Below are 23,990 nucleotides of genomic sequence, written 5' to 3' on the forward strand. Positions count from 1 at the left end.
CCCCTCTCGGGTGTCAACGGGTATCAACGGGTGTCACGGGGAACGGGCCGGGGCGGCCCACCCTCACCAGCGTCGCCGCCACGGCGGCCGGCCGCGTCGTCGCGCGTGAGGATCCACCACTGCATCCTTCGATGTAGGACGGGCTCCCCACGCTCACCCCGGGCGCGGAAGCCGGCCGGCCGCCCGCCGTGTTTGATGGAGGGGTGAGCGCACTCCGTCTGCCCGCCCGCCCGCACCGCGTCGACGTGCGCATCGCGGCCGGCGGCCTGCTCGGCGGGCTGCTGCTGTGGGTGCTCGGGCTGCACAGCGGTCCGCCGCTGCTCGGCCTGCCGCAGAGCTGCACGCTGGTGGCCCTGGTGATGATGTCCGGCGCGGAGCTGCTGCGCCGGAGCGTCCCGCTCGGCGCGCTGGCCCTGGCCGTGCTCGCCCTGGCGCTGGACGTGTGCACCGGCACGCTGCTCGCCACCGTGCTGATGTTCACGGACGTGGTCTACGCGGCCGTGCTCTACGGTCCCCCGGCCGCCGCCCGCCGCGTTCCGGTGTCGTGTGTGCTGCTCACGGTGATCGCCACGATCGTGCCGGTGGCGGTGCTGCGCGAGCCGCAGGCCCTGCTGATCGGCGTGGTCTTCGGCATGGGCACCGTCGGCCCGGCCTGGACCGGTGTGATCGTCCGCGACCACCGCGAGGACGCCCGCTCCGCCCGTCTGATGGCCGAACAGACCGCGCTGCTGGCCGAGATGGACCACCGGGACGCGGTGCACGCCGAGCGCACCCGTATGGCCCGTGAGCTGCACGACATGGTGGCCAACCACCTCTCGGCCATCGCGATCCACGCCACTGCCGCGCAGGCGGTCGACGACCCGGCGGCCACCCGCGAGGCCCTCGGGGTGATCCGTGAGAACAGCGTGCAGGGGCTGGCCGAAATGCGCCGTCTGATCGGGCTGCTGCGGGACACCAAGGCTCCCGGCGGTACGGAGGAGCCCACCGCCACCCCGACGCTGGACGGGCTGGAGGCGCTGCTCGCCCGAGCCCGTACCAACGGCGCGAGCAGCGGACTGGCCTTCACCCTTGACGACACCCGCCCGGCCCGCACCACCGGTGACGACGGGCGGCCGGCCGCCTTGCCGGCGCCGGTCGAGCTGGCCGCGTACCGCATCGTCCAGGAGTCGCTGACCAACGCGCTCAAGCACGCCGCGCCGGGCGAGGTCACGGTGGCGCTGGCGCACGAGGACGGCGGGCCGCTGACCGTCACCGTGACCAGCCCCTACGGTGACCGTCCGGGCCCGCGCGCCCCCGGGTCGGGGGCGGGGCTGGTGGGGATGCGCGAGCGGATCGCGCTGCTGGGCGGCACGTTCGAGGCGGGCCCGGTGGCCGGCCCGGGGGCGGGTCCGGCGGGCAAGACGTGGCAGGTGCGGGCCGCACTGCCGGTACACGAGGAGGAACAACGACGATGACAGGCGCTGCCGCGCGCCCGGTGCGGGTGCTCGTCGCCGAGGACCAGTCCGCCGTACGGGCCGGGCTCGTACTCATCCTGCGCTCCGCGCCCGACATCGAGGTCGCCGGGGAGGCGGCGGACGGTGAGGAGGCGGTCCGGCTGGCCCGCGAACTGCGGCCGGACGTGGTGCTGATGGACGTACAGATGCCCCGGCTGGACGGGGTCTCGACCACCCGGCAGGTGGTGGCCGAGGACCTGGCGGACGTGCTGGTGCTGACCACGTTCGACCTGGACGAGTACGTCTTCGGGGCGCTGCGGGCGGGGGCCGCCGGGTTCCTGCTGAAGGACAGCGACGCGGCCACGCTGATCGGTGCCGTACGCACCGTGGCCGGCGGCGAGGGACTGATCGCGCCCGCCGTCACCCGCCGGCTGATCGCGGAGTTCGCCGGCCCCCGGTCCGCGCACGGCAGCCAGGGGCCGGACCCGGCCGTCCTGGACTCCCTGACCCGGCGCGAACGCGAGGTGCTGGGCTGCCTGGGGCAGGGGATGTCCAACGCCGATGTCGCGGTGCGCCTGGAGATGGCGGAGGCCACTGTCAAGACGCATGTCAGCCGTTTGCTGGCCAAGCTGGAGCTGCGCAGCCGGGTGCAAGCGGCGGTGCTGGCGCGGGAGTTGGGCGTGGGCGTGGACGGGTGAAGCCGCCTCAACCTCGTTGGTCCAGACCTCTTGACCTAAGGTCTGGACCTTTTTACTCTCCCCTGAAACATGACGGTGAGCACCCCGCACAGCGCTCACCGGGCGGCACCGGTTCCTCCGTACTCCCCTCCGACTCCCACCCCAGGAGCCCCTCTTGAGATCCGGAACCCTTCCACGCTCCGACAGCGGCCGGCACAGAGCCCTGGCGGCCCTCACCGCGCTCCTGCTCCCCGTGGCGGCCCTCCTCGGCCTGGCCACGGCCACCGACGCCCACGCCGCCGAATCGGCGACCGCCACCTACGTCAAGGTCTCCGACTGGGGAAGCGGCTTCGAAGGCAGGTGGACGGTCAAGAACACCGGGACCACCACCATCAACGGCTGGACCGTCGAGTGGGACTTCCCCGCCGGCACCACCGTCGGCGCCTTCTGGGACGCCTCGGTCAGCGGCTCGGGCGGCCACTACACCGCCAAGAACCTGAGCTGGAACGGCACCCTCGCCCCCGGGGCCAGCACCAGCTTCGGGTTCAACGGCGCCGGCTCCGGCAGCCCCGCCGGCTGCAAGGTCAACGGCGGGCCCTGTGACGGCACGAGTCCCGACGACACCCCGCCCTCGGCCCCCGGCAAGCCGGTGGCCGGCTCCGTCACCGACACCTCCGTCCGGCTGACCTGGACCGAGGCCAAGGACGACAAGGGCGTCAAGGACTACGACGTGCTGCGCGACGGCACGAAGATAGCCACCGTCCCCAAGCTCGCCTACACCGACTCCGGCCTGAAGCCCGGCACCGACTACTCCTACACCGTCCGGGCCCGCGACACCGCCGACCAGGTCGGCCCGCCCTCCCCCGCCACCGTCGTACGGACCACCGGGGGCGGCGGCGACCCGGAACCGCCCACCGGTGACAAGGTCAAGCTCGGCTACTTCACCGAGTGGGGCGTCTACGACCGCAACTACCACGTGAAGAACCTGGTCACCTCCGGTTCCGCGGCCAAGCTCACCCACATCAACTACGCCTTCGGCAACGTCCAGGGCGGCAGGTGCACCGTCGGCGACGCCTACGCCGCCACCGACAAGGCGTACACCGCCGACCAGAGCGTGGACGGCGTCGCCGACACCTGGGACCAGCCGCTGCGCGGCAACTTCAACCAGCTCAAGAAGCTCAAGGCGAAGTACCCCCACATCAAGGTCCTGTGGTCCTTCGGCGGCTGGACCTGGTCCGGCGGCTTCACCGACGCGGTCAAGAACCCGGCCGCCTTCGCCGACTCCTGCTACCAGTTGGTCAACGACCCGCGCTGGGCCGGTCTCTTCGACGGCATCGACCTGGACTGGGAGTACCCCAACGCCTGCGGCCTGTCCTGTGACAGCAGCGGCCCGGCGGCCTTCAGCGAGATGCTCAAGGCCATGCGCGCCAAGTTCGGCAAGCAGCTCGTCACGGCCGCGATCACCGCCGACGCCTCCGACGGCGGCAAGATCGACAAGGCCGACTACGCGGGCGGCGCGCAGTACGCCGACTGGTACAACGTGATGACGTACGACTTCTTCGGCGCCTGGGACAAGACCGGCCCCACCGCCCCCCACTCGCCCCTGACGTCCTACCCCGGCATCCCCAAGCAAGACTTCAACACCGACGCCGCCCTGCAGAAGCTCAAGGCCAAGGGCGTCCCCGCCAAGAAGCTGCTGATCGGCATCGGCTTCTACGGACGCGGCTGGACCGGCGTCACCCAGGACGCCCCCGGCGGCACCGCCACCGGCCCGGCCCCGGGCAAGTACGAGGCGGGCATCGAGGACTACAAGGTCCTCAAGAGCAGTTGCCCGGCCACCGGCACCGTCGCGGGCACCGCCTACGCCCGCTGCGGCAGCAACTGGTGGAGCTATGACACCCCGGCCACCATCACCGGGAAGATGGGCTACGCCAAGAAGCAGGGCCTGGGCGGTGCCTTCTTCTGGGAGTTCAGCGGCGACACCGCCGACGGTGAACTGATGACCGCGATCGACAGCGGTCTGAAGTGACGACAGCGATGACAGTGACGACGGACATCACGGCCTGACCGGGCCCCGCACGATCCGTCCCCGGACCGGCCGGGGAGGCGGTGTCGCCCCCGCCTCCCCGGCCTCACCACGCGTGCCGGGCAAACTCAGGCGACATTCACCCTCCCCCAGACTCCGTCCGGGGGCACCCCCAACCAACGAGCTCCCCTTATTTAAGCCACATTGACTCGTTGCCCCGGAGGCGCCGCCTCCAGCCAGGCGAGGAAGCCGGTGAGCGCGTCCTCGCTCATCGCCAGCTCCAGACGCGTACCGCGGTGCCGGCACGCGAGCACGGTCGAGTCGGAGAGCAGCGCCAGCTCCTCCTCGCCCTGCGGGGTGCGCCGCTGGAGGACTTCGATGGAGGACCGCTCCAGTAGGCGACGGGGCCGGGGCGCGTACGAGAAGACGCGGAACCACTCGATCCGGTCACCGTTGTAGCGCGCGACGCCGTAGATCCAGCCCTTGCCGCTGAAATCGTCCTCTTCCTCGGGGACGTTCCAGCGCAGACTGCAGTCGAACGTCCCGCCGGACCGCTGGATCAGCCGCCGCCTCAGTCCGAAGACGAAGAGCCCCAGCAGTACCAGGACGACGATCGCGCCGCTCACAAGCAGAGCGAGGACCATCTCCACCGACCTCCTCGCCTTATATTCGGGAAACAATCCTGCATTGCCTCAGCCGCGGGCCGCCCTGGAAGATTCCAGCGCAGCCCGCGGCTGAGGGACGTGCCTCGTCGGTGGAGGGCTCAGTGAACGCCCGCCACCGCACGCAGCCGGACATCGGCGCGGCGCTCGGCGGCTGCATCGGCCTCCGACTTCGCCCGCTCCAAGGCCCGCTCCGCGCGCTGGACATCGATTTCGTCCGACAGTTCGGCGATCTCCGCGAGCAGAGACAGCTTGTTGTCGGCGAAGGAGATGAAGCCGCCGTGCACCGCGGCGACGACGGTGCCGTCCCCGCTCTCACCGGTCGTACGGATCGTCACCGGTCCCGACTCCAGCACACCGAGCAGCGGCTGGTGTCCGGGCATGACGCCGATGTCGCCCGACGAGGTGCGCGCGACGACCAGGCTGGCCTCGCCGGACCAGACCTGACGGTCCGCGGCGACCAACTCGACGTGCAGCTCAGCCACGATGGCTCCTCGGGTCTCCACCTGCCTGGCTCGGCAGATGTTGGGTCGAATACTAGTGGGCGTGAGCACCGGGGGCGGCCACCGGCCGCCCCCGGAACACGAGCACGGGGCTCAGGAGACGCCCAGCTCCTTGGCGTTGGCCTTCAGGTCCTCCAGGCCACCGCACATGAAGAACGCCTGCTCGGGGAAGTGGTCGAAGTCACCGTCGGCGATCGCGTTGAACGCCGTGATGGACTCGTCCAGCGGCACGTCCGAGCCGTCGACACCGGTGAACTGCTTCGCCACGTGGGTGTTCTGCGACAGGAAGCGCTCGATCCGGCGGGCGCGGTGGACGATGAGCTTGTCCTCCTCGCCCAGCTCGTCGATACCAAGGATCGCGATGATGTCCTGGAGGTCCTTGTTCTTCTGCAGGATGCCCTTGACGCGCATGGCGCAGTCGTAGTGGTCCTGCGAGATGTACCGCGGGTCCAGGATGCGGGACGTGGAGTCCAGCGGGTCCACCGCCGGGTAGATGCCCTTCTCCGAGATCGGACGCGACAGAACGGTCGTGGCGTCCAGGTGGGCGAAGGTGGTGGCCGGCGCCGGGTCGGTCAGGTCGTCCGCGGGGACGTAGATCGCCTGCATGGAGGTGATCGAGTGACCACGGGTCGAGGTGATGCGCTCCTGGAGGATGCCCATCTCGTCGGCCAGGTTCGGCTGGTAACCCACCGCGGAGGGCATCCGGCCGAGCAGGGTCGACACCTCGGAACCGGCCTGGGTGTACCGGAAGATGTTGTCGATGAAGAAGAGGACGTCCTGCTTCTGGACGTCACGGAAGTACTCCGCCATCGTCAGACCGGCCAGCGCGACCCGCAGACGGGTGCCCGGCGGCTCGTCCATCTGGCCGAAGACCAGCGCCGTCTTGTCGATGACGCCGGAGTCGGACATCTCCTCGATGAGGTCGTTGCCCTCACGGGTGCGCTCGCCGACACCGGCGAACACCGACACACCGTCGTGGTTGTTGGCCACGCGGTAGATCATTTCCTGGATGAGGACGGTCTTGCCGACGCCCGCACCACCGAACAGACCGATCTTGCCGCCCTTGACGTACGGGGTCAGCAGGTCGATGACCTTGACGCCGGTCTCGAACATCTCGGTCTTGGACTCGAGCTGGTCGAAGCCCGGGGCCTTGCGGTGGATCGGCCAGCGCTCGGTGACCTCGACCGTGGAGGGGTCCACGTTCAGGATCTCGCCGAGGGTGTTGAACACCTTGCCCTTGGTGACGTCGCCGACCGGGACGGTGATGCCCTCGCCGGTGTCGGTCACCGGGGCCTGGCGGACCAGACCGTCGGTGGGCTGCATCGAGATGGCGCGGACCAGGCCCTCACCGAGGTGCTGGGCGACCTCAAGAGTCAGCGTCTTGAGCTTGCCGGCCTCGGCCGGGTCGGAGACCTCGACGAGCAGCGCGTTGTAGATGTCCGGCATCGCGTCGACGGGGAACTCCACGTCGACGACCGGGCCGATGACGCGCGCGACGCGGCCCTGGGCCACGCCGGCTGCCGCGGTCGGCTCAACAGTGGTGGTCATAGTTGTCAGTCACTCCCCGCGGTCGCGTCGGCCAGTGCGCTGGCGCCACCGACGATCTCGCTGATTTCCTGGGTGATTTCGGCCTGGCGGGCCGCGTTGGCAAGCCGCGAGAGCGACTTGATGAGCTCTTCCGCGTTGTCGGTCGCCGACTTCATCGCACGCCGGGTGGCGGCGTGCTTGGAGGCGGCGGCCTGCAGCAGCGCGTTGTAGATGCGCGACTCCACGTACCGCGGCAGCAGGGCGTCCAGGACGTCCTCCGCCGAGGGCTCGAAGTCGAACAGCGGCAGGATCTCGCCCTTGGAGGACTCCTCCGCCGCCTCGGCCGCCTTGTCGAGGCTGAGCGGCAGCAGCCGGTCCTCGACCGGCGTCTGCGTCATCATCGAGACGAACTCGGTGAAGACGATGTGCAGCTCATCCACGCCGCCCTCGGCCGTGTCCTTCTGTACGGCCTCGATCAGCGGCCCGGCGACCGCCTTGGCGTCCGCGTACGTCGGGCTGTCGGTGAAGCCGGTCCACGAATCCACGACCTTGCGCTCGCGGAAGCCGTAGTACGACACACCCTTGCGGCCGACGATGTAGGTGTCGACCTCCTTGCCCTCGGCCTTGAGCCGCTCGGTGAGCTGCTCGGCGGCCTTGATGGCGTTGGCGGAGTAGCCGCCGGCCAGACCGCGGTCGCTCGTGATGAGCAGCACCGCGGCCCGCGTCGGGCTGGGCACCTCGGTCGTCAGCGCGTGCTGGGTGTTGGATCCGGTGGCAACCGCCGTCACCGCGCGGGTCAGTTCACTCGCGTACGGCGTCGATGCCGCCACCTGGCGCTGCGCCTTGACGATGCGCGAGGCGGCGATCATCTCCATCGCCTTGGTGATCTTCTTGGTCGCGGTGACGGAGCGGATGCGACGCTTGTAGACCCGGAGCTTGGCTCCCATTGGTCAGGTCCCTTCCGTCGTCACTTGCTGGTGCTGACCGGAGCGTCCTCACCGAGCAGCTTGCCGTCCGAGGTCTCGAACTGCTGCTTGAAGGTGGCGACGGAGTCGGTGAGGGCCTGGATGGTGTCGTCCGACATCTTCGCGCCCTCCAGGATGCTGTTCAGCAGCTCCTTCTTCTCCCGGTTCATGTAGTCCAGGAGCTCCCGCTCGAAGCGGCGGATGTCCTCCACCGGCACGTCGTCCATCTTGCCGGTGGTGCCGGCCCAGATGGAGACGACCTGCTCCTCGACGGGGTACGGGGCGTACTGGCTCTGCTTGAGCAGCTCGGTCATCCGCTTGCCGCGCTCGAGCTGGGACTTGGAGGCCGCGTCCAGGTCGGAACCGAAGGCGGCGAACGCCTCCAGCTCGCGGTACTGGGCGAGGTCCACGCGGAGCCGGCCGGAGACCTGGCGCATGGCCTTGTGCTGGGCGGAGCCACCGACGCGGGAGACGGAGATACCCACGTTCAGCGCCGGGCGCTGGCCCGCGTTGAACAGGTCGGACTCCAGGAAGCACTGGCCGTCGGTGATGGAGATGACGTTGGTCGGGATGAACGCCGACACGTCGTTCGCCTTGGTCTCCACGATCGGCAGACCCGTCATCGAACCGGCGCCGAGCTCGTCCGAGAGCTTCGCGCAGCGCTCCAGGAGACGCGAGTGCAGGTAGAAGACGTCACCCGGGTACGCCTCACGGCCCGGCGGGCGGCGCAGCAGCAGCGACACGGCGCGGTAGGCGTCGGCCTGCTTCGACAGGTCGTCGAAGATGATCAGGACGTGCTTGCCCTGGTACATCCAGTGCTGGCCGATGGCCGAGCCGGTGTACGGCGCCAGGTACTTGAAGCCGGCCGGGTCGGACGCCGGGGCCGCGACGATCGTCGTGTACTCCAGGGCGCCGGCCTCCTCCAGCGCACCGCGCACGGACGCGATGGTGGAGCCCTTCTGGCCGATGGCGACGTAGATGCAGCGGACCTGCTTCTTCGGGTCGCCCGAGCGCCAGTTGTCGCGCTGGTTGATGATGGTGTCGACGGCCAGAGCGGTCTTGCCGGTCTGGCGGTCGCCGATGATGAGCTGACGCTGGCCACGGCCGATCGGCACCATCGAGTCGACGGCCTTGTAGCCGGTCTGCATCGGCTCGTGGACCGACTTGCGGACCATGACGCCGGGAGCCTGCAGCTCCAGGGCGCGGCGGCCCTCGGACTCGATCTCGCCGAGGCCGTCGATCGGGTTGCCCAGCGGGTCGACGACGCGGCCGAGGTAGCCCTCGCCCACGGCGACCGAGAGCACCTCACCGGTGCGGCGCACCGGCTGGCCCTCCTCGATGCCGCTGAACTCACCGAGGACAACCGCGCCGATCTCGCGCTCTTCCAGGTTCAGCGCGAGACCGAGCGTGCCGTCCTCGAACTCCAGCAGCTCGTTCGCCATCGCCGAGGGAAGGCCCTCGACATGCGCGATGCCGTCACCGGCATCGCTGACCGTCCCGACCTCCTCGCGCGAGGCCGCGTCCGGCTTGTACGCCTGGACGAAGTTCTCCAGCGCGTCCCGGATCTCCTCCGGCCGGATCGTGAGCTCCGCCATCTGGGTTCCCTGCTCTCCTTGTTGGGCCCGAAGTTACTTGCGGCATCCGGGGGCTTTTCCCCCGGAGGGTTCCGCTTACGGCCCAACTCGGGCCGCCGTACTTGTTGAGTTGGTGGCTGGGTCAGCCGGCCATCCGCCGGGTCGCCTCTTCGAGGCGGTCCGCGATGGTCCCGTTGATGACCTCGTCGCCGATCCGCACTTGCATCCCGCCCAGGACCTCGGGGTCCACGTCGAGGTTCAGGTGGACCTGCCGGCCGTAGATCCCGGCCAGCGCGGCGCCCAGGCGCTCCCGCTGGCTGTCGCTGATCGGCACGGCGGAGGTGACCACCGCGACCATGCGGCCCCGGCGGTTCGCGGCCAGCTTCGTCAGGGCGTCGAGCCCCGCTTCCAGGCTACGGCCCCGCGGCTGCGCGACAAGACGGACCACGAGCCGCTCGGTGACCGGGTTGGCCCGGCCGCCCAGCAGCGAGCGCAGCAGCCCGGCCTTGGCCGTGGCGTCCGCCCTGGCGTCGGTCAGCGCCGAGCGCAGCTCGCTGGACGAGGCGACGATCCGGCCGAAGCGGAACAGCTCGTCCTCGACGTCGTCCAGGTCGCCGGTCCGCTGCGCCGCGGTGAGGTCGGCGCTGTACGCCAGCTCCTCCAGCGCGTCCGTCAGGTCGCGCGAGCGCGACCAGCGGGAGCGGACCATGCCGGAGACCAGATCGACGGTCTCGCCGCCGACCTGGCTGCCCAGCAGGCGCCCGGCCAGCTCGGCCTTGGCCTCGCCGGCCTGCGACGGGTCGGTCAGGACCCGGCGCAGCGACACCTCGCGGTCGAGCAGAGCGGTGACGGCGGCCAGCTCCTCGGCGAGCAGTGCCGCGTCGACGGCCGTGTTGTCCGTCAGCGCGTCCAGGCGCTCGCGTGCGGAGGCCAGCGCCTCGCGGCTCGCTCCGTTCATCGTCCGGCCTCGGCCTTCGTCGCTTCCGCCGCCGCCTTGGCCTCGAGCTCGTCGAGGAAGCGGTCGATGGTGCGGCTCTGCCGGGCGTGGTCCTCCAGGGACTCGCCGACGAGCTTGCCGGCCAGGTCGGTGGCGAGCTTGCCGACGTCCTGGCGCAGGGTCAGCGCCGCCTGCTTGCGGTCCGCCTCGATCTGGGCGTGACCGGCAGCGATGATCTCCTCACGCTGCCGCTGGCCCTCGGCGCGCATCTCGGCGATGAGCGTGGCGCCCTGCTCCTGTGCCTCCTGGCGCAGGCGCGCGGCCTCGTGGCGGGCTTCGGCGAGCTGGGCCCGGTAGTCCTCCAGGACCTGCTGAGCCTCGGCCTGGGCGGCCTCGGCCTTCTCCATACCACCCTCGATCGCCGCGCGGCGCTCGTCCAGAACCTTGTTGATGTTCGGGAGGAGCTTCTTGGCGAGGAAGCCGAAGACGATGAAGAAGGCGATCAGGCCGATGACAAGCTCTGGGATCGGCGGGAACAGGGGGTTCTCGGGAACCTCCACGTCCGACGCCATGTGTACCAGGGCGATCACATCAGTGCCTTCCGTCTAAAAGGATTGGTCGCGATGTGTTTCGTTTACTTGTAAACGAAGCCCATGACGATGCCGATCAGGGCGAGCGCCTCACAGAAGGCGAAACCCATGATCTGGTTCGTACGGATCAGGCCGGCCGCCTCGGGCTGACGGGCCAGCGCCTGGGTGCCGTTACCGAAGATGATGCCGACGCCGACGCCGGGGCCGATCGCGGCCAGGCCGTAACCGATGGAGGCGACGTTACCGACCAGCGTGGTCTTGGCGTTGTCACCGGGGGCGGCGAGGTTCAGCAGTTCGAGAGCAGCGGACATGCCGTTACTTCCTTCTCTTTCACGGACCGGTGGGGGTTGGCCACCGGACGTCTTTTATTACTGGGCGGGGAGGCGGGGTGCTCAGTGGTGCTCGGCGAGCGCGCCCTGAACGTAGTTGCAGGCCAGGAGCACGAAGACATACGCCTGAACGGCCTGGATGAAGATCTCGAAGGCGGTCATCACGATGGCCATCACGAAGGACGCGCCCGCGTAGACGACGCCGACACCGTTGAGCATGTACCAGCTCGCGATGGTGAACATCAGGATCAGCATGTGACCCGCGAACATGTTCGCGAAGAGCCGGACCGCGTGGGTGAAAGGCCGGATGATCAGGTGCTGGAGCAGCTCCAGGCCCATGATCAGCGGAAGGATCGGGCCGAGGGACTTGTCGTAGCCCGTGATGTTCTTCAGACCGCCGATGAAGCCGTGCTTCTTGAACGTCAGGGACAGCCACAGGACGTAGACGACCAGCGCCAGGCCGATGGGGAAGGCGATGACCGAGGTCACCGGGAAGGCGGCGACCGGGACGATGGACCAGAGATTCATGATCCATACGAAGAAGAACAGCGAGACCATGAAGGGGACGTACTTCTCGCCCTCCTTCTTGCCGAGCGCGTCATAGACGAGCCCGCGGCGCACGAAGTCGTAGCCCGCCTCACCGATCATCTGCAGCTTGCCCGGCACCACCTTGGCGCGGCCGAAGGCGGCCCAGAAGAACCACACGACGACAACCGTGCTGAGCAGAGCCAGCAGCATCGGCTTGTTGAAGTTGAAATCACCGATGGTGAAGAGGGGCTCGAAGACGAACGAATGAAGGCCGGGGGCCTCGAAGCCACACCCCGGGATGAAGAGGTGGCACTCCGTGTCGAAGGCGAGCATCGTTTCAGCACTCACCGCGAGCTCCTTCAGCGTGGCGCATGGGTACGGCAACCTCGTTGTGTCGGCGCGGCGTTGAGCCACGGAGCGGCACTGGACTGGTCTTACGGATTGAGGGGCGGCTGGCCGGCGTGGGGCCGGGCCGGATCACAGGCATCGGCCGCGAGCACTGCACGTTCCACCTCGTGGAACTCGGAAGCGCAGCCGCCTGCGCCAACTGTGCCGCAGTTGGCACCGGACGATAGCAGGCTCCGGGAGGGGCTTTTATTCCGGCCCTACGCCTCACGTCGCCGGTCCCGCCGTCTTGGGCGTCTTCGTCTCGGCGGAATCGGGATCCACGTACAGGATTTTCGCCTTCATGTGTCCGCGGGTCTGCGCGGCGATCCACACCAGCACCGCCCCGAGCAGCGTGAACGCGAATGCCTTGGGTTCGAAGAACGTGGCGTCCTTGAACACCAGGACGAAGACCGCCATGAGTCCGATCTGCACGGTGTACAGCAGCAGACCCATCATCTGGAACAACTGCGGCAGCTTTTTGGCGGTCTGCTGGAGCACGACGAGGCTGGACCCCATCAGCGCCACGACCAGGAGCGTGCCCACGCCGGCCCCGACCGCTCCCTGCCCGCCCGCGACCACACCGCTGACCGCGGCGGCGATCACGCCGACGGCGAGAGTGGGTACGAGGGCATGGAGGAAAAGTCGGGCGTCATTCGACTGCATGGCGGCGCTCCGGCATGGGGTGGGGGTGGTGTCGTCGGGGACGAGCGTAGACCCGGGCCGAGGAGGAACCTTGAGGCCCAAGGACGGTCGCACTCCAGTCCTTCGGCTCTGTCACCGGGTTTCGTGAACGGTATCACAAACTATTTGATGAGGTCTTTACCTGCTCGGTGTGCTACCCGTCACACGTGAGCAGTAATCCGCGCGTCAGAGCGCTGACAGGCTGCGGTATGTCTGCTATGGCGGCGGAAAGTCCGGATCCCGAACACGTTTGGCGTGATCGAATCCCCCGTTCCGGTGGCGGTTCAGTGCCGGCTGCCGGCCTTGCGCCGGTCCACGAAACGTGACCGGTCGCCGATCGCGGTCGCACCGTTGACGCCCGCCGGCACCGGCAGGCCCCCATCCTCCCGCTCGCCCCGCGCCTCCGTACGGGCCGCACCCGCCGTCTGCGCGTCCTGCGCCCCCGCCGTCCCCGCGGCCCCCAGGTGGGCCCGGCGCCGGTACCGCGGCGGCACCATCCACTCCGCCCAGCGCGGCGCACGCGGGGTGAACCGAGGCATCAGCAGGAGCCCCAGACCCACCGCGCTCAGCAGCACGATGCCCATGACCACCCAGCCGCTGGCGTTGTTGACCGAGTACGCCACCGCGCCGAAGGCGATCAGCGCGGACCAGAAGTACATGATCAGCACGGCCCGGCTGTGGGAGTGGCCGATCTCCAGCAGCCGGTGGTGCAGGTGCCCGCGGTCGGCCGCGAAGGGCGACTGCCCCTTCCAGGTGCGCCGCACGATCGCCAGCACCAGGTCCGCGACCGGCACCGCGATGACCGTCAGCGGCAGCAGCAGCGGGATGTAGACCGGCACCATCGCATGGGTGGCCTCCCGGACGCTGCCCGCCTTCTGGTTGAGCAGGTCGGGGTCCACCTGGCCGGTCACCGAGACCGCGCCGGCCGCCAGCACCAGGCCGATGAGCATGGAGCCGGAGTCACCCATGAAGATCCGTGCCGGGTGCATGTTGTGCGGCAGGAAGCCCAGGCACATGCCCATCAGGGCCACGGAGAACAGCGTCGCCGGCGCCGCCGCCTCGATGCCGTACCCGAACCACATCCGGTAGGCGTACATGAAGAACGCCGCGGCGGCGATGCACACCATCCCGGAGGCCAGCCCGTCCAGGCCGTCCACGAAGTTGACGGCGTTGATGGTGATGACGACCAGGGCCACCGTCAAAAGCGTGCCCTGCCAGGGGCTCAGCGAGACCGTCCCGATGCCGGGGACGGGGATCCACAGGATCGTCAGGCCCTGAAGGACCATCACACCGGCGGCGATCATCTGCCCGCCGAGCTTGACCAGGGCGTCCACGCCCCACTTGTCGTCCAGTACGCCCAGGATCCAGATCAGCGTGGCGCCCGACAGCAGCGCGCGCGGCTCGTTGGACTCGAAGACGCTTTTGAGGTTGGTCAGATGGGCGGCGACCAGGAGCGCCGCGCACAACCCGCCGAACATCGCGATCCCGCCGAGCCGCGGTGTGGGTTCGCGGTGCACGTCACGCGCGCGGATCTCCGGCATCGCGCCGGCCGCGATGGCGAATTTCCTCACCGGTCCGGTCAGGAGGTAAGTGACCGCGGCCGTGACGCACAGCGTCAGCAGGTATTCACGCACGGGCTGCCCCATTGGTATCGCTGGCCATCACAGCCACACACCATATGCGTGCCCACCCCCTGTCCGTGCACGTAGGGAAGACTTCCCGTACCCCTGGATGGTTGCAGTACTCAGTTCTGGCCGGGATAAGGCGGGAAGCGCCGGACCAGTGCGAGGGTCTGCGCGCGGGCCGTGGGCACCTCCCGCAGCGCCGCCCCGATCAGCGCGCCGACCACCGCCGCCTCGGACTCCTTCATGCCCTGGGTGGTCATCGCCGCCGTTCCCAGCCGCAGCCCGGTCCGCCGTACGGGGGCGTCCGGCGGCCCCGGCAGCGCGCAGGTGTCCAGCACGATCCCGGCGGCGGCGCACCGCCCCTTGGCGCCGCGGCCGTCCACACCCAGCGGCGCCGGGTCCGCGGTGATCATGTGGGTGTCCGTGCCGCCGGTGGTGACCGTCAGCCCCTGCGCGGCCAGCGCGTCGGCCAGCACCCGGGCGTTGGCGACGACCTGGTGGGCGTAGGCGGTGAAGGCGGGGCCGGCGGCCTCGCCGAAGGCGACGGCCTTGGCGGCGATGGTGTGCATCTGGGCACCGCCCTGGGTGAAGGGGAAGACCGCCCGGTCCACCCGCTCGGCCAGCTCCCGCGGGCACAGCAGCATGCCACCCCGGGGCCCGCGCAGCACCTTGTGGGTGGTGGCGCACACCACGTCGGCGTACGGGACCGGGCTGGGCGCCGCGCCCCCGGCGACCAGCCCTATGGGGTGGGCGGCGTCCGCGATCAGGCAGGCCCCGGTCTCGTCGGCGATCTCGCGGAACGCGCCGTAGTCGATGTGCCGCGGGTAGGAGATCGAGCCGCAGACGATGGCCTTGGGGCGGCGGGCGCGGGCCAGCGCCCGGATCCGGTCGTAGTCCAGCAGCCCGGTGTCCGGGTCGACGCCGTAGCCGGCGAAGTCGAACCAGCGGCCGGAGAAGTTGGCCGGGGAGCCGTGGGTGAGGTGCCCGCCGTGCGGCAGGGACATGGCCAGGACGGTGTCGCCGGGGCGCAGCAGGGCGGCGTAGGCGGCCAGGACGGCCGAGGACCCGGAGTGGGCCTGGACGTTGGCGTGTTCGGCGCCGAAGAGGGCCGTGGCGCGCTCCACGGCGATCCGCTCGGCGAGGTCGGCCATCTCGCAGCCGCCGTGGTGGCGGGCGCCGGGGTAGCCCTCGGCGTACTTGTTGGCCAGCGGCGAGCCGAGGGCGGCGAGCACGGCGGGCGAGGTGAAGTTCTCGGCGGCGATGAGCTGGAGGCTCTCGCCCTGGCGGGCGGCCTCCCCCAGCAGCACGTCGGCGATCTCCGGGTCCTGGCGCAGCAGGGCGGCGAACCCCGGGCCCCACGCGGCTCCCGGGACGTCGGTGCTCTCCTCGCGCCGTCCGGCCGGGCGCTGCTCACGCGCGCGAGCGGCGGCCGTGGGGGCGTGACTCCGGGGTGACGCGGTGGTGGCGGGCATGGCGGGCTCCGGGCCTCGTACGGGACGTAGTCCCAATGTAGGCGCGGTGGGAGGTTCGGGCGCGGTGTGCGGGCCGGCCGTGCCCCGCCGGGCCTGCGCGGCGGCTCCCAGGGCCCTCGTGGGCCCCTTTCGGCCCCGCCGGTGCCCCCGGAGCCCGGTCGCCGCCCGCGGGCTGCCGCACGGCCGCTGAGGGCGCCGGACGGCGCCCTCCGTTCAGGCGCGGGCCGGCACTCCCGTCAGGGCCGTGACCACCGGGTCGAGCGCCTGGTTGATCTCGTCCCCGATGGAGCGGAAGAACGTGATCGGGGCGCCGTACGGGTCGTAGACCTCGTCGGCCTCCGCGTTCGGCGCCAGCAGCCAGCCGCGCAGCGCTGCGGCGGCACCGACCAGCGCGCGGGCCCGCTCCACCAGCCCGCCGTCGGGCAGCGAGGGGTCGGGCTCGGGCAGCGTGGCGGGGTCTATGGCCCGTACGAGCCGGTTGAACTCCTTGAGGGTGAAGGTGCGCAGCCCGGCGGAGTGGCCCATGGAGATGACCTGCGCGCGGTGGTCGCGGGTCGCGGTCAGCACCAGGTCGGCCCGGATGACGTGCTCGTCCAGCAGTTCGCGGCCGATGAAGCCGGCCGGGTCCGCGCCGTAGTCCGCCAGGACGGTGGCGGCGTGTGCCTCCATGGGCGCGCCCTCGTGGCCCCAGGTGCCGGCGCTCTCCACGACCAGGCCGCCCCGCCGGTCCTCACCCAGGCGCAGGTCCAGGGCGTGGCGGTGCAGCCGCTCGGTGATGGGCGAGCGGCAGACGTTGCCGGTGCTGACGTGGAGGATGCGGAAGGTGCAAGGGCCCTCGTCGCCTGGTCCCGCTATGCCACGCCCCAGGGGGGCCATCAATTGGCCACCTCAAGCTCGGGTACCACCTTGCGCAGCTCCTCCGCGCTGATCGCGCCCGCGCGCAGCAGCACCGGCGTGGCGCCGGTGACGTCGACGATCGAGGACGGCACGGCGGCGGGGGTGGGGCCGCCGTCCAGGTACACCGAGACGGAGTCGCCGAGCATCCGCTGCGCGGCGTCGCAGTCCTGCGGGGAGGGGTGGCCCGTGAGGTTGGCGCTGGAGACGGCCATCGGGCCGAACTCCGTCAGCAGCTCGATCGCGACGGGGTGCAGCGGCATACGGACCGCGACCGTGCCCCGGGTCTCGCCCAGGTCCCACGTCAGCGACGGCTGGTGGTGGGCGACCAGGGTCAGCGCGCCCGGCCAGAAGGCGTCGACCAGCTCCCAGGCCTGCTCGGAGAAGTCCGTGACGAGCCCGTGGAGGGTGTTGGGGGAGCCGACCAGGACCGGGGAGGGCATGCCGCGCCCGCGGCCCTTGGCCTCCAGCAGGTCGCCGACGGCCTCGGCGCTGAACGCGTCCGCGCCGATGCCGTAGACGGTGTCGGTCGGCAGCACGACCAGCTCGCCGCGGCGGACGGCCGCGGCGGCCTCGCGCAGACCGGTCGCGCGGTCGGTCGCGTCGCTGCAGTCGTAACGCCGTGCCATTTAACGGACCTCCTCGTGCGGAACGGATGCTGTCTTCTCCCGGACCTTCTCCCGGACACGGGCCGGCGGCGCCGGGAGCGGTGCCGGGGCCGGCGACAGGGCCGGGAGCTGCGGCGCCCGGGGCGCCGGGAACACGCGCCGGGTCATGGCGTCGCCCTGCGCGCGGTGGCGAAGCGCGGCCGGTTGTTCAGGTCCGGGTGGTCGGCCGCGTCGGCCCAGCCCCGTTCCTCGGCGAAGATCCACGGGACCTGGCCGCCCTGGGTGTCGGCGTGCTCGACGACGACCACGCCGCCGGGCCGCAGCAGGCGGTGTGCGGTCCGCTCGATGCCCCGGATGGTGTCCAGGCCGTCCTCGCCCGAGAAGAGCGCGAGCTCGGGGTCGTGGTCGCGCGCCTCGGGGGCGACGTACTCCCACTCGGTCAGCGGGATGTACGGCGGGTTGGAGATGACCAGGTCGACCTGGCCGTCCAGCTCGGGGAACGCGGTCAGCGCATCACCCTGCTGGAGAACGACGCGGGACCCCTGGACGTTCTTGCGCGCCCACCGCATGGCGTCTTCCGACAGCTCCACGGCGTGCACCCGCGAGCGCGGCACCTCCTGGGCCAGCGCCAGTGCGATGGCGCCCGAGCCGGTGCACAGGTCCACGATCAGCGGCTCGACGACGTCCATCGCGCGGACCGCGTCTATCGCCCAGCCGACGACCGACTCGGTCTCCGGCCGGGGGACGAAGACACCCGGGCCGACGTGCAGCTCCAGATAGCGGAAGAAGGCGCGGCCGGTGATGTGCTGGAGCGGTTCGCGGGCCTCGCGGCGGGCCACCGCCTCCCAGTAGCGGGCGTCGAAATCCGCGTCGGCGACCGCGTGCAGCTCGCCCCGCTTGACGCCGTGCACGTGTGCGGCGAGCTCTTCCGCGTCGAAGCGCGGCGAGGGCACGCCTGCGTCGGCCAGCCGCTGGGTGGCCTGGGCCACCTCGGCGAGCAGCAGGTTCACTGGGGTCCTCCAGCCGGTACGTACAGGGCTCGGGTGCGGGTCGGGGTCACGGCATGCCAGGGGCCTGCGGCACGGCGCGGGTCACTGGGCGGCGGCCAGCTTGGCAGCCGAGTCGGCGTCCACGCACGCCTGGATCACCGGGTCCAGTTCGCCGTCGAGCACCTGGTCCAAGTTGTACGCCTTGAAACCGACCCGGTGGTCGGAGATCCGGTTCTCCGGGAAGTTGTAGGTACGGATCCGCTCGGAGCGGTCGACGGTGCGGACCTGGCTGCGCCGGGCGTCCGACGCCTCCCGCTCGGCCTCCTCCTGGGCCGCGGCCAGCAGCCGCGAGCGCAGGATACGCAGGGCCTGCTCCTTGTTCTGGAGCTGGCTCTTCTCGTTCTGGCAGGAGACGACGATGCCGGTGGGCAGGTGGGTGATCCGTACGGCGGAGTCGGTGGTGTTGACCGACTGGCCGCCGGGGCCGGAGGAGCGGTAGACGTCGATGCGCAGGTCGTTCGGGCCGATCTCGACCTCGACCTCCTCGGCCTCGGGCGTGACGAGCACACCGGCCGCGGAGGTGTGGATACGGCCCTGGGACTCGGTGGCGGGCACCCGCTGGACGCGGTGCACCCCGCCCTCGTACTTCAGGCGGGCCCACACGCCCTGGCCGGGCTCGGTGGCGCCGCCCCCGCCCTTGGTCTTCACGGCGACCTGGACGTCCTTGTAGCCGCCGAGGTCGGACTCGTTGGCGTCCAGGATCTCGGTCTTCCAGCCGACGCGCTCGGCGTAGCGCAGGTACATGCGCAGCAGGTCGCCGGCGAACAGCGCGGACTCCTCGCCGCCCTCGCCCGCCTTGATCTCCAGGATGACGTCCTTGTCGTCGCTGGGGTCGCGGGGTACGAGCAGCAGGCGCAGCTTGTCGGTCAGCTCCTCGCGCCGGACCTCCAGGTCCTTGACCTCGTCGGCGAATTCCGGGTCGTCGGCGGCCAGTTCCCGGGCGGTGACGATGTCCTCGCCGGTCTGCTTCCAGGCGCGGTACGCCGTGATGATCGGGGTCAGTTCGAAATAGCGCTTGTTGAGCCGGGTGGCCTCGCGCTGGTCGGCGTGGACCGCGGGGTCGGCCAGCCGCTTTTCAAGGTCGGCGTGCTCGCCGATCAGTTCTTCGACCGCCTCGAACATCCTGGGGTTCCTTAGCTGAAGCTGACTCTTGGTGGTGGCCCGGACGACAAAACGCCGGTCCGGTCACCCCTGCGAAGGGGCGACCGGGAACCGGCGCCTTGCGGGTCGCTACTTCTTGGCGGAGCCAGCGGCCTTGCCGAAGCGGGCCTCGAAGCGGGCCACGCGGCCACCGGTGTCGAGGATCTTCTGCTTGCCCGTGTAGAACGGGTGGCACTCCGAGCAGACGTCGGCACGGATGCTGCCGTCGGCCACGGTGCTACGGGTGGTGAACGTCGCGCCGCAGGTGCAGCTCACCTGGGTCTCGACGTACTCCGGGTGGATGTCGCGCTTCAAGGGATTCTCCTAGGTTCGGGAGGGCTCCGGGTCGTCCGCCGTTTGCGGCACGTGAACCGGGGCCGACGGTCCAGTCTGCCAGCACTGGCCTCATCTCCCCAAACCGGGGTGGGTCAGGAACTATTCCTCACCTCGGTACGGAGCCTGTGGCCTGCGGGGACTACGGTGGGTCACCGGCCGGCCGCGCGGCCTGGCCGGCGCTACTTCACGTAGCCGGACGTGCCGCCCTTGTCGCCCGCGGAGTTCTTGGTCGCGGACTTGGGGATGTCCTGGTCCTGCCGCAGCGCGTCCCAGACCTGCCGGCTCTGCGCGGCCAGCGGCAGGACGCGGTTGGGGTCGGCGGGGTCGTACGTCACGGGCAGCGTCACCATGTGGATGTTCTGCGACCCGATGCCGCCCAGGCTCTTGGACAGGCCCATCAGCTCGTTCACCGAGTCCAGGTCGGTGTCGGTGGTGATGGCGCTGGTGGCGGTGTCGGCGATGCGGTAGAGCCGCGCCGGGTTGCCGAGCACTCCGATGTTCTTGACCTGGTCCATCAGCGCCTTGACGAAGGTCTGCTGGAGCTGGATACGGCCCAGGTCGCTGCCGTCGCCGCCCGGGACACCGTGCCGGGTCCGTACCAGGCCCAGGGCCTGCTCGCCGTTGAGGGTGTGCTTGCCGGGCGGGAGGTTGAGGTGGCTGTCCTTGTCGTTGATCGCCTTGGTGGTGGTGATGTCCACCCCGCCCAGGGCGTCGATGAGCTTCTTGAAGCCGGTGAAGTCGACCTCGACGAAGTGGTCCATGCGGATGCCGCTCATGGACTCCACGGTCTTGACGGCGCAGGCCGGGCCGCCGGCCTCGAAAGCGGTGTTGAACATGGCCCGGCGCTGCCCGGGTATCTTCTTGCCGTCCTTGGTGGTGCAGTCCGGGCGCTGGATCATGGTGTCGCGGGGGATGCTGACCACGCTGGCCTTCTTGTGGCCCTCGTAGACGTGCACGACCATCGCCGTGTCGGAGCGGGCCGTGCCCTCGTCACGGCCGTAGTCGCCGTTCTTCCCGGCGCGCGAGTCCGATCCCATGACCAGGATGTCCATCGAGCCGTTGTCGGCGTTGCGCGGCCGGTCGTCGCCGAGCGCGGCGTTGATGTCGACGCCCTTGAGATTGCCGTTGAGCTTGATGTAGAGGTAGCCGATTCCGGCGCCGCCCAGCAGCACGCAGGCGGCCAGCGCGCACAGGGCGATCTTCAGGGCCCGGCGGCGCCGGGTCGGCCCCTTGCGCCGGCGGCCGGTGGCACGTATGCCGCGGGAACGGCTTCTGGCCGTCTCCGTGGCGTTGCTGCTGTCCGCCATGTCTTTCTCAGTCCTCGTCTCTCGGCTGCCCCTCGCCGCCGTCGACCAGCCATGGGTTGTTGCCCCCTGACAGACGGGAGGTAGACCGGAAGGGTTGCACAGGGCATTTGAGGGCCCTTCTTAGAAAACCGCCGGCCACGGTGTCCGGAACAGGGGCCTTTCGCCCTTCCGACCTGGACTTTCGACCTGAATCGCGGGGTTGGCCGGAAACGCGCGTGATCTTTGGATCTGTGCGGAAGGTCTCAGCCGTGCCGGTACGGCCCGCCCCGTAGGCGCGGGGAGACGCCGGTACGCCGGCCCGCGTACGGTGCGGGCGGCACCCGTACAGCAGACGGCGTGGGTGTACGAGACGCGTACGCCCGTACGGGTTGGCGCCGGGCCGTACGGACGCCGGTGCCCGCACCCGCACCGGCGGTGCAGCGGCCTCCTGCGGCTGCGGACGGCTCCTACGGCCGCGGGGGCGCGTACGGCCGCGAGCCGGTCTCGTACGTCTGCGCGCAGCCGCGTGTGGCCGCGTGTGACCGCATGTGGCCGCGGACAGCACGAAGCCCTCCCCGCCACCGGAGTGGCGAGGAGGGCTTACGGCGCTCGCGGCGTCTACCGCCGTGCGGGCGTCAGACGGCGCGCACGTCAGTCGTTGCCGTTGCCCACGCCGGGGGTGTTCTTCTGGATCTGGAGCAGGAACTCCGCGTTGGACTTCGTCTGCTTCATCTTGTCCAGCAGCAGCTCGATGGCCTGCTGCTGGTCCAGGGCGTGCAGCACCCGGCGCAGCTTCCAGACGACGGCCAGCTCGTCGCTGCCCATCAGGATCTCTTCCTTACGGGTACCGGACGCGTCGACGTCCACCGCGGGGAAGATGCGCTTGTCGGCGAGCTTCCGGTCGAGCTTGAGCTCCATGTTGCCGGTGCCCTTGAACTCCTCGAAGATCACCTCGTCCATGCGCGAGCCGGTCTCGACCAGCGCGGTGGCCAGGATGGTCAGCGAGCCGCCGTCCTCGATGTTGCGCGCGGCACCGAAGAACTTCTTCGGCGGGTAGAGCGCGGTGGAGTCCACACCACCGGACAGGATGCGGCCGGAGGCGGGGGCGGCGAGGTTGTAGGCGCGGCCCAGACGGGTGATGGAGTCCAGCAGGACGACCACGTCGTGGCCCAGCTCCACCAGGCGCTTGGCGCGCTCGATGGCCAGCTCGGCGACGGTGGTGTGGTCCTCGGCCGGGCGGTCGAAGGTCGAGGAGATGACCTCGCCCTTGACCGACCGCTGCATGTCGGTGACCTCTTCGGGACGCTCGTCGACCAGGACGACCATCAGGTGGCACTCGGGGTTGTTGCGGGTGATCGAGTTGGCGACCGCCTGCATGATCATGGTCTTGCCGGTCTTCGGCGGGGCCACGATCAGACCGCGCTGGCCCTTGCCGATCGGCGTGACCAGGTCGATGATCCGCGGCGTCAGCGCGCCCGGCTCGCCCTCCAGCCGCAGCCGCTCCTGCGGGTAAAGGGGCGTCAGCTTCCCGAACTCCGCACGGCCGCGGCCCTGTTCGGGCGACATGCTGTTGACGGTGTCCAGGCGGACCAGCGCGTTGAACTTCTCGCGCCGCTCGCCGTCCCGCGGCTGGCGGACCGCGCCGGTGACGTGGTCACCCTTGCGCAGACCGTTCTTGCGGACCTGGGCGAGGGAGACGTACACGTCGTTGGGGCCGGGCAGGTAGCCGGAGGTCCGGATGAACGCGTAGTTGTCGAGGATGTCCAAGATGCCCGCGACCGGGATCAGGACGTCGTCCTCGGAGAGCTGCGGCTCGTTGCCGAAGTCCTCGCGGCCACGGCGGCCACGGCGGTCCCGGTAACGCCCGCGGCGCCCGCGGCGCCCGCCCTCGAAGTCCTCGGCGTCCTCCTCGGCCCGGCGGTTGTCGCGCTGGCGGTTGCCGCCGCTTGGCTGCTGGCCGCCGCCGTCCTGGCCGTCGCTGTTCTTGCCGCGGCGGTCACGGTCGCGCTGGCCGCGCTCGCCCCGTTCACCGCGGTCGCGGCGCTCGCCCTTCTGGCCGCGGTCCTGGCGGTCGCCGCCCTTGGCGTTACGGCCCTCGGCGGTGTCCACGGCGGCCTCGGCGCGGGAGTCCTCCCGTGCGGCGGTGCCCGTCTTGGCCTCGGTACGGGTCTCGGTCCTGGCCTCGGTCCGGACGTCGCCGGCGGCGGTGTCGGGGCTGCCCGCGGCGGCGGTCGCCCGGCGCCGGCGGCGCTCACCGGCCGGCTGCTCGTCGCTCAGCGGCTGGCCCGGGATGTCGATCTGCTGCTGGCCGCCGGTCTTGTCCTCGGCGGTCTTCGCGGATGCGCCCGTGGCCTTGGCGGCCTCCGTCTTCTCGGCGCCGTCCTCACCCGTACGGGCCTTGGAGGTCGCCCGGCGCTTGGGCTTGGTCTCGGCAGGCGCGTCGGCCTTGGCCGCGGAGCCTGCGGCCTGGGAGGTGCCCCCAGCCTGCTTCTCCTTGATGACCTCGATCAACTGGCTCTTGCGCATCCGCGCGGTGCCCTTGATACCGAGGCTGGAGGCAACCTGCTGCAGCTCTGCCAGGACCATGCCGTCGAGGCCGGTGCCGGAACGGCGTCGCCGCGGGGCACTACCAGTGGCAGCACCGGTGGCAGGCGCGGCGGGAGCGTCCGTGGCGGGCGCGGTGGCACTGCCATCGGTGCGCGCGCCCATCAGATCGGTGGTGTCGCTCACGAAGGGTCCTTCCCTGGAGCGGGCGTCGGCC

The 23,990-nt window shown here is 70.5% G+C and carries 22 protein-coding genes; 3 read left to right on the forward strand and 19 right to left on the reverse strand.

The window, feature by feature from the left end; translation table 11 throughout:
• Nucleotides 1–203: 203 nt before the first annotated feature.
• From KGS77_RS10425 to KGS77_RS10435, 3 genes are all read left to right on the forward strand, one after another.
• The gene (locus KGS77_RS10425) at nucleotides 204–1,454 is read left to right on the forward strand and encodes a histidine kinase (protein ID WP_242580470.1); all 1,251 of its coding nucleotides are present in this window, start codon (nucleotides 204–206) and stop codon (nucleotides 1,452–1,454) included.
• Nucleotides 1,451–2,131 carry a response regulator transcription factor gene (locus tag KGS77_RS10430; protein WP_242580471.1) on the forward strand — a complete coding sequence of 227 codons (681 nt, stop codon included), beginning with the start codon at nucleotides 1,451–1,453 and terminating at the stop codon, nucleotides 2,129–2,131. The genes KGS77_RS10425 and KGS77_RS10430 overlap by 4 nt, the downstream gene beginning before the upstream one ends.
• Nucleotides 2,132–2,285: 154 nt before the next feature.
• Nucleotides 2,286–4,139 (forward strand): glycoside hydrolase family 18 chitinase, encoded by a 1,854-nt coding sequence (locus KGS77_RS10435; RefSeq protein ID WP_242580473.1) that lies wholly within the window; start codon nucleotides 2,286–2,288, stop codon nucleotides 4,137–4,139.
• A 191-nt stretch (nucleotides 4,140–4,330) separates the two neighbouring features.
• On the opposite strand, the gene KGS77_RS10440 is transcribed toward KGS77_RS10435, so the two are convergent.
• From KGS77_RS10440 to rho, 19 genes are all read right to left on the reverse strand, one after another.
• Nucleotides 4,331–4,780, reverse strand: a complete 450-nt coding sequence (locus tag KGS77_RS10440) for a DUF2550 domain-containing protein (RefSeq protein ID WP_242580475.1) — start codon at nucleotides 4,778–4,780, stop codon at nucleotides 4,331–4,333.
• 119 nt (nucleotides 4,781–4,899) lie between these two features.
• Nucleotides 4,900–5,283 (reverse strand): F0F1 ATP synthase subunit epsilon, encoded by a 384-nt coding sequence (locus KGS77_RS10445; RefSeq protein ID WP_030258514.1) that lies wholly within the window; start codon nucleotides 5,281–5,283, stop codon nucleotides 4,900–4,902.
• A 111-nt stretch (nucleotides 5,284–5,394) separates the two neighbouring features.
• Nucleotides 5,395–6,849: a F0F1 ATP synthase subunit beta gene (gene atpD, locus KGS77_RS10450; protein WP_242580477.1), complete on the reverse strand. Its 1,455-nt coding sequence runs from the start codon at nucleotides 6,847–6,849 to the stop codon at nucleotides 5,395–5,397.
• 5 nt (nucleotides 6,850–6,854) lie between these two features.
• Nucleotides 6,855–7,775 (reverse strand): F0F1 ATP synthase subunit gamma, encoded by a 921-nt coding sequence (locus tag KGS77_RS10455; protein WP_242580479.1) that lies wholly within the window; start codon nucleotides 7,773–7,775, stop codon nucleotides 6,855–6,857.
• Nucleotides 7,776–7,795: 20 nt separating this feature from the next.
• The gene (gene atpA, locus KGS77_RS10460; RefSeq protein ID WP_242580481.1) at nucleotides 7,796–9,388 is read right to left on the reverse strand and encodes a F0F1 ATP synthase subunit alpha; all 1,593 of its coding nucleotides are present in this window, start codon (nucleotides 9,386–9,388) and stop codon (nucleotides 7,796–7,798) included.
• A gap of 121 nt (nucleotides 9,389–9,509) precedes the next feature.
• The gene (locus KGS77_RS10465; protein WP_242580483.1) at nucleotides 9,510–10,325 is read right to left on the reverse strand and encodes a F0F1 ATP synthase subunit delta; all 816 of its coding nucleotides are present in this window, start codon (nucleotides 10,323–10,325) and stop codon (nucleotides 9,510–9,512) included.
• Complete coding sequence (locus tag KGS77_RS10470; protein WP_242580485.1) at nucleotides 10,322–10,894, reverse strand: F0F1 ATP synthase subunit B; 573 nt, start codon at nucleotides 10,892–10,894, stop codon at nucleotides 10,322–10,324. Before KGS77_RS10470 ends, KGS77_RS10465 begins: the two co-directional genes overlap by 4 nt.
• A gap of 44 nt (nucleotides 10,895–10,938) precedes the next feature.
• Nucleotides 10,939–11,205, reverse strand: coding sequence for an ATP synthase F0 subunit C (atpE, locus tag KGS77_RS10475; protein ID WP_242580487.1), 267 nt, complete (start codon nucleotides 11,203–11,205; stop codon nucleotides 10,939–10,941).
• A gap of 81 nt (nucleotides 11,206–11,286) precedes the next feature.
• Nucleotides 11,287–12,084, reverse strand: coding sequence for a F0F1 ATP synthase subunit A (gene atpB, locus KGS77_RS10480; protein WP_242587403.1), 798 nt, complete (start codon nucleotides 12,082–12,084; stop codon nucleotides 11,287–11,289).
• Nucleotides 12,085–12,363: 279 nt separating this feature from the next.
• The gene (locus KGS77_RS10485) at nucleotides 12,364–12,801 is read right to left on the reverse strand and encodes a hypothetical protein (RefSeq protein ID WP_242580490.1); all 438 of its coding nucleotides are present in this window, start codon (nucleotides 12,799–12,801) and stop codon (nucleotides 12,364–12,366) included.
• A 302-nt stretch (nucleotides 12,802–13,103) separates the two neighbouring features.
• A complete protein-coding gene (locus tag KGS77_RS10490) occupies nucleotides 13,104–14,465 on the reverse strand; it encodes an MraY family glycosyltransferase (RefSeq protein WP_242580492.1) in 1,362 nt (453 codons plus the stop codon).
• Between the two features lie 98 nt (nucleotides 14,466–14,563).
• Nucleotides 14,564–15,916: a serine hydroxymethyltransferase gene (gene glyA / locus KGS77_RS10495; RefSeq protein ID WP_242580494.1), complete on the reverse strand. Its 1,353-nt coding sequence runs from the start codon at nucleotides 15,914–15,916 to the stop codon at nucleotides 14,564–14,566.
• A gap of 213 nt (nucleotides 15,917–16,129) precedes the next feature.
• The gene (locus KGS77_RS10500) at nucleotides 16,130–16,792 is read right to left on the reverse strand and encodes a protein-tyrosine-phosphatase (RefSeq protein WP_242580496.1); all 663 of its coding nucleotides are present in this window, start codon (nucleotides 16,790–16,792) and stop codon (nucleotides 16,130–16,132) included.
• The gene (locus KGS77_RS10505) at nucleotides 16,792–17,439 is read right to left on the reverse strand and encodes an L-threonylcarbamoyladenylate synthase (protein ID WP_242580498.1); all 648 of its coding nucleotides are present in this window, start codon (nucleotides 17,437–17,439) and stop codon (nucleotides 16,792–16,794) included. Before KGS77_RS10505 ends, KGS77_RS10500 begins: the two co-directional genes overlap by 1 nt.
• Nucleotides 17,440–17,582: 143 nt before the next feature.
• A complete protein-coding gene (prmC, locus tag KGS77_RS10510; RefSeq protein ID WP_242580500.1) occupies nucleotides 17,583–18,428 on the reverse strand; it encodes a peptide chain release factor N(5)-glutamine methyltransferase in 846 nt (281 codons plus the stop codon).
• Between the two features lie 81 nt (nucleotides 18,429–18,509).
• Nucleotides 18,510–19,589, reverse strand: a complete 1,080-nt coding sequence (gene prfA / locus KGS77_RS10515; RefSeq protein WP_242580502.1) for a peptide chain release factor 1 — start codon at nucleotides 19,587–19,589, stop codon at nucleotides 18,510–18,512.
• A gap of 108 nt (nucleotides 19,590–19,697) precedes the next feature.
• The gene (gene rpmE / locus KGS77_RS10520; RefSeq protein ID WP_242580505.1) at nucleotides 19,698–19,922 is read right to left on the reverse strand and encodes a 50S ribosomal protein L31; all 225 of its coding nucleotides are present in this window, start codon (nucleotides 19,920–19,922) and stop codon (nucleotides 19,698–19,700) included.
• 200 nt (nucleotides 19,923–20,122) lie between these two features.
• Complete coding sequence (locus KGS77_RS10525; RefSeq protein WP_242580507.1) at nucleotides 20,123–21,250, reverse strand: LCP family protein; 1,128 nt, start codon at nucleotides 21,248–21,250, stop codon at nucleotides 20,123–20,125.
• A 630-nt stretch (nucleotides 21,251–21,880) separates the two neighbouring features.
• Nucleotides 21,881–23,959 (reverse strand): transcription termination factor Rho, encoded by a 2,079-nt coding sequence (rho, locus tag KGS77_RS10530; protein WP_242580509.1) that lies wholly within the window; start codon nucleotides 23,957–23,959, stop codon nucleotides 21,881–21,883.
• Between the last annotated feature and the right edge of the window lie 31 nt (nucleotides 23,960–23,990).

Origin of the sequence: Streptomyces sp. MST-110588, from assembly GCF_022695595.1 — a bacterium.
Classification (GTDB): domain Bacteria; phylum Actinomycetota; class Actinomycetes; order Streptomycetales; family Streptomycetaceae; genus Streptomyces.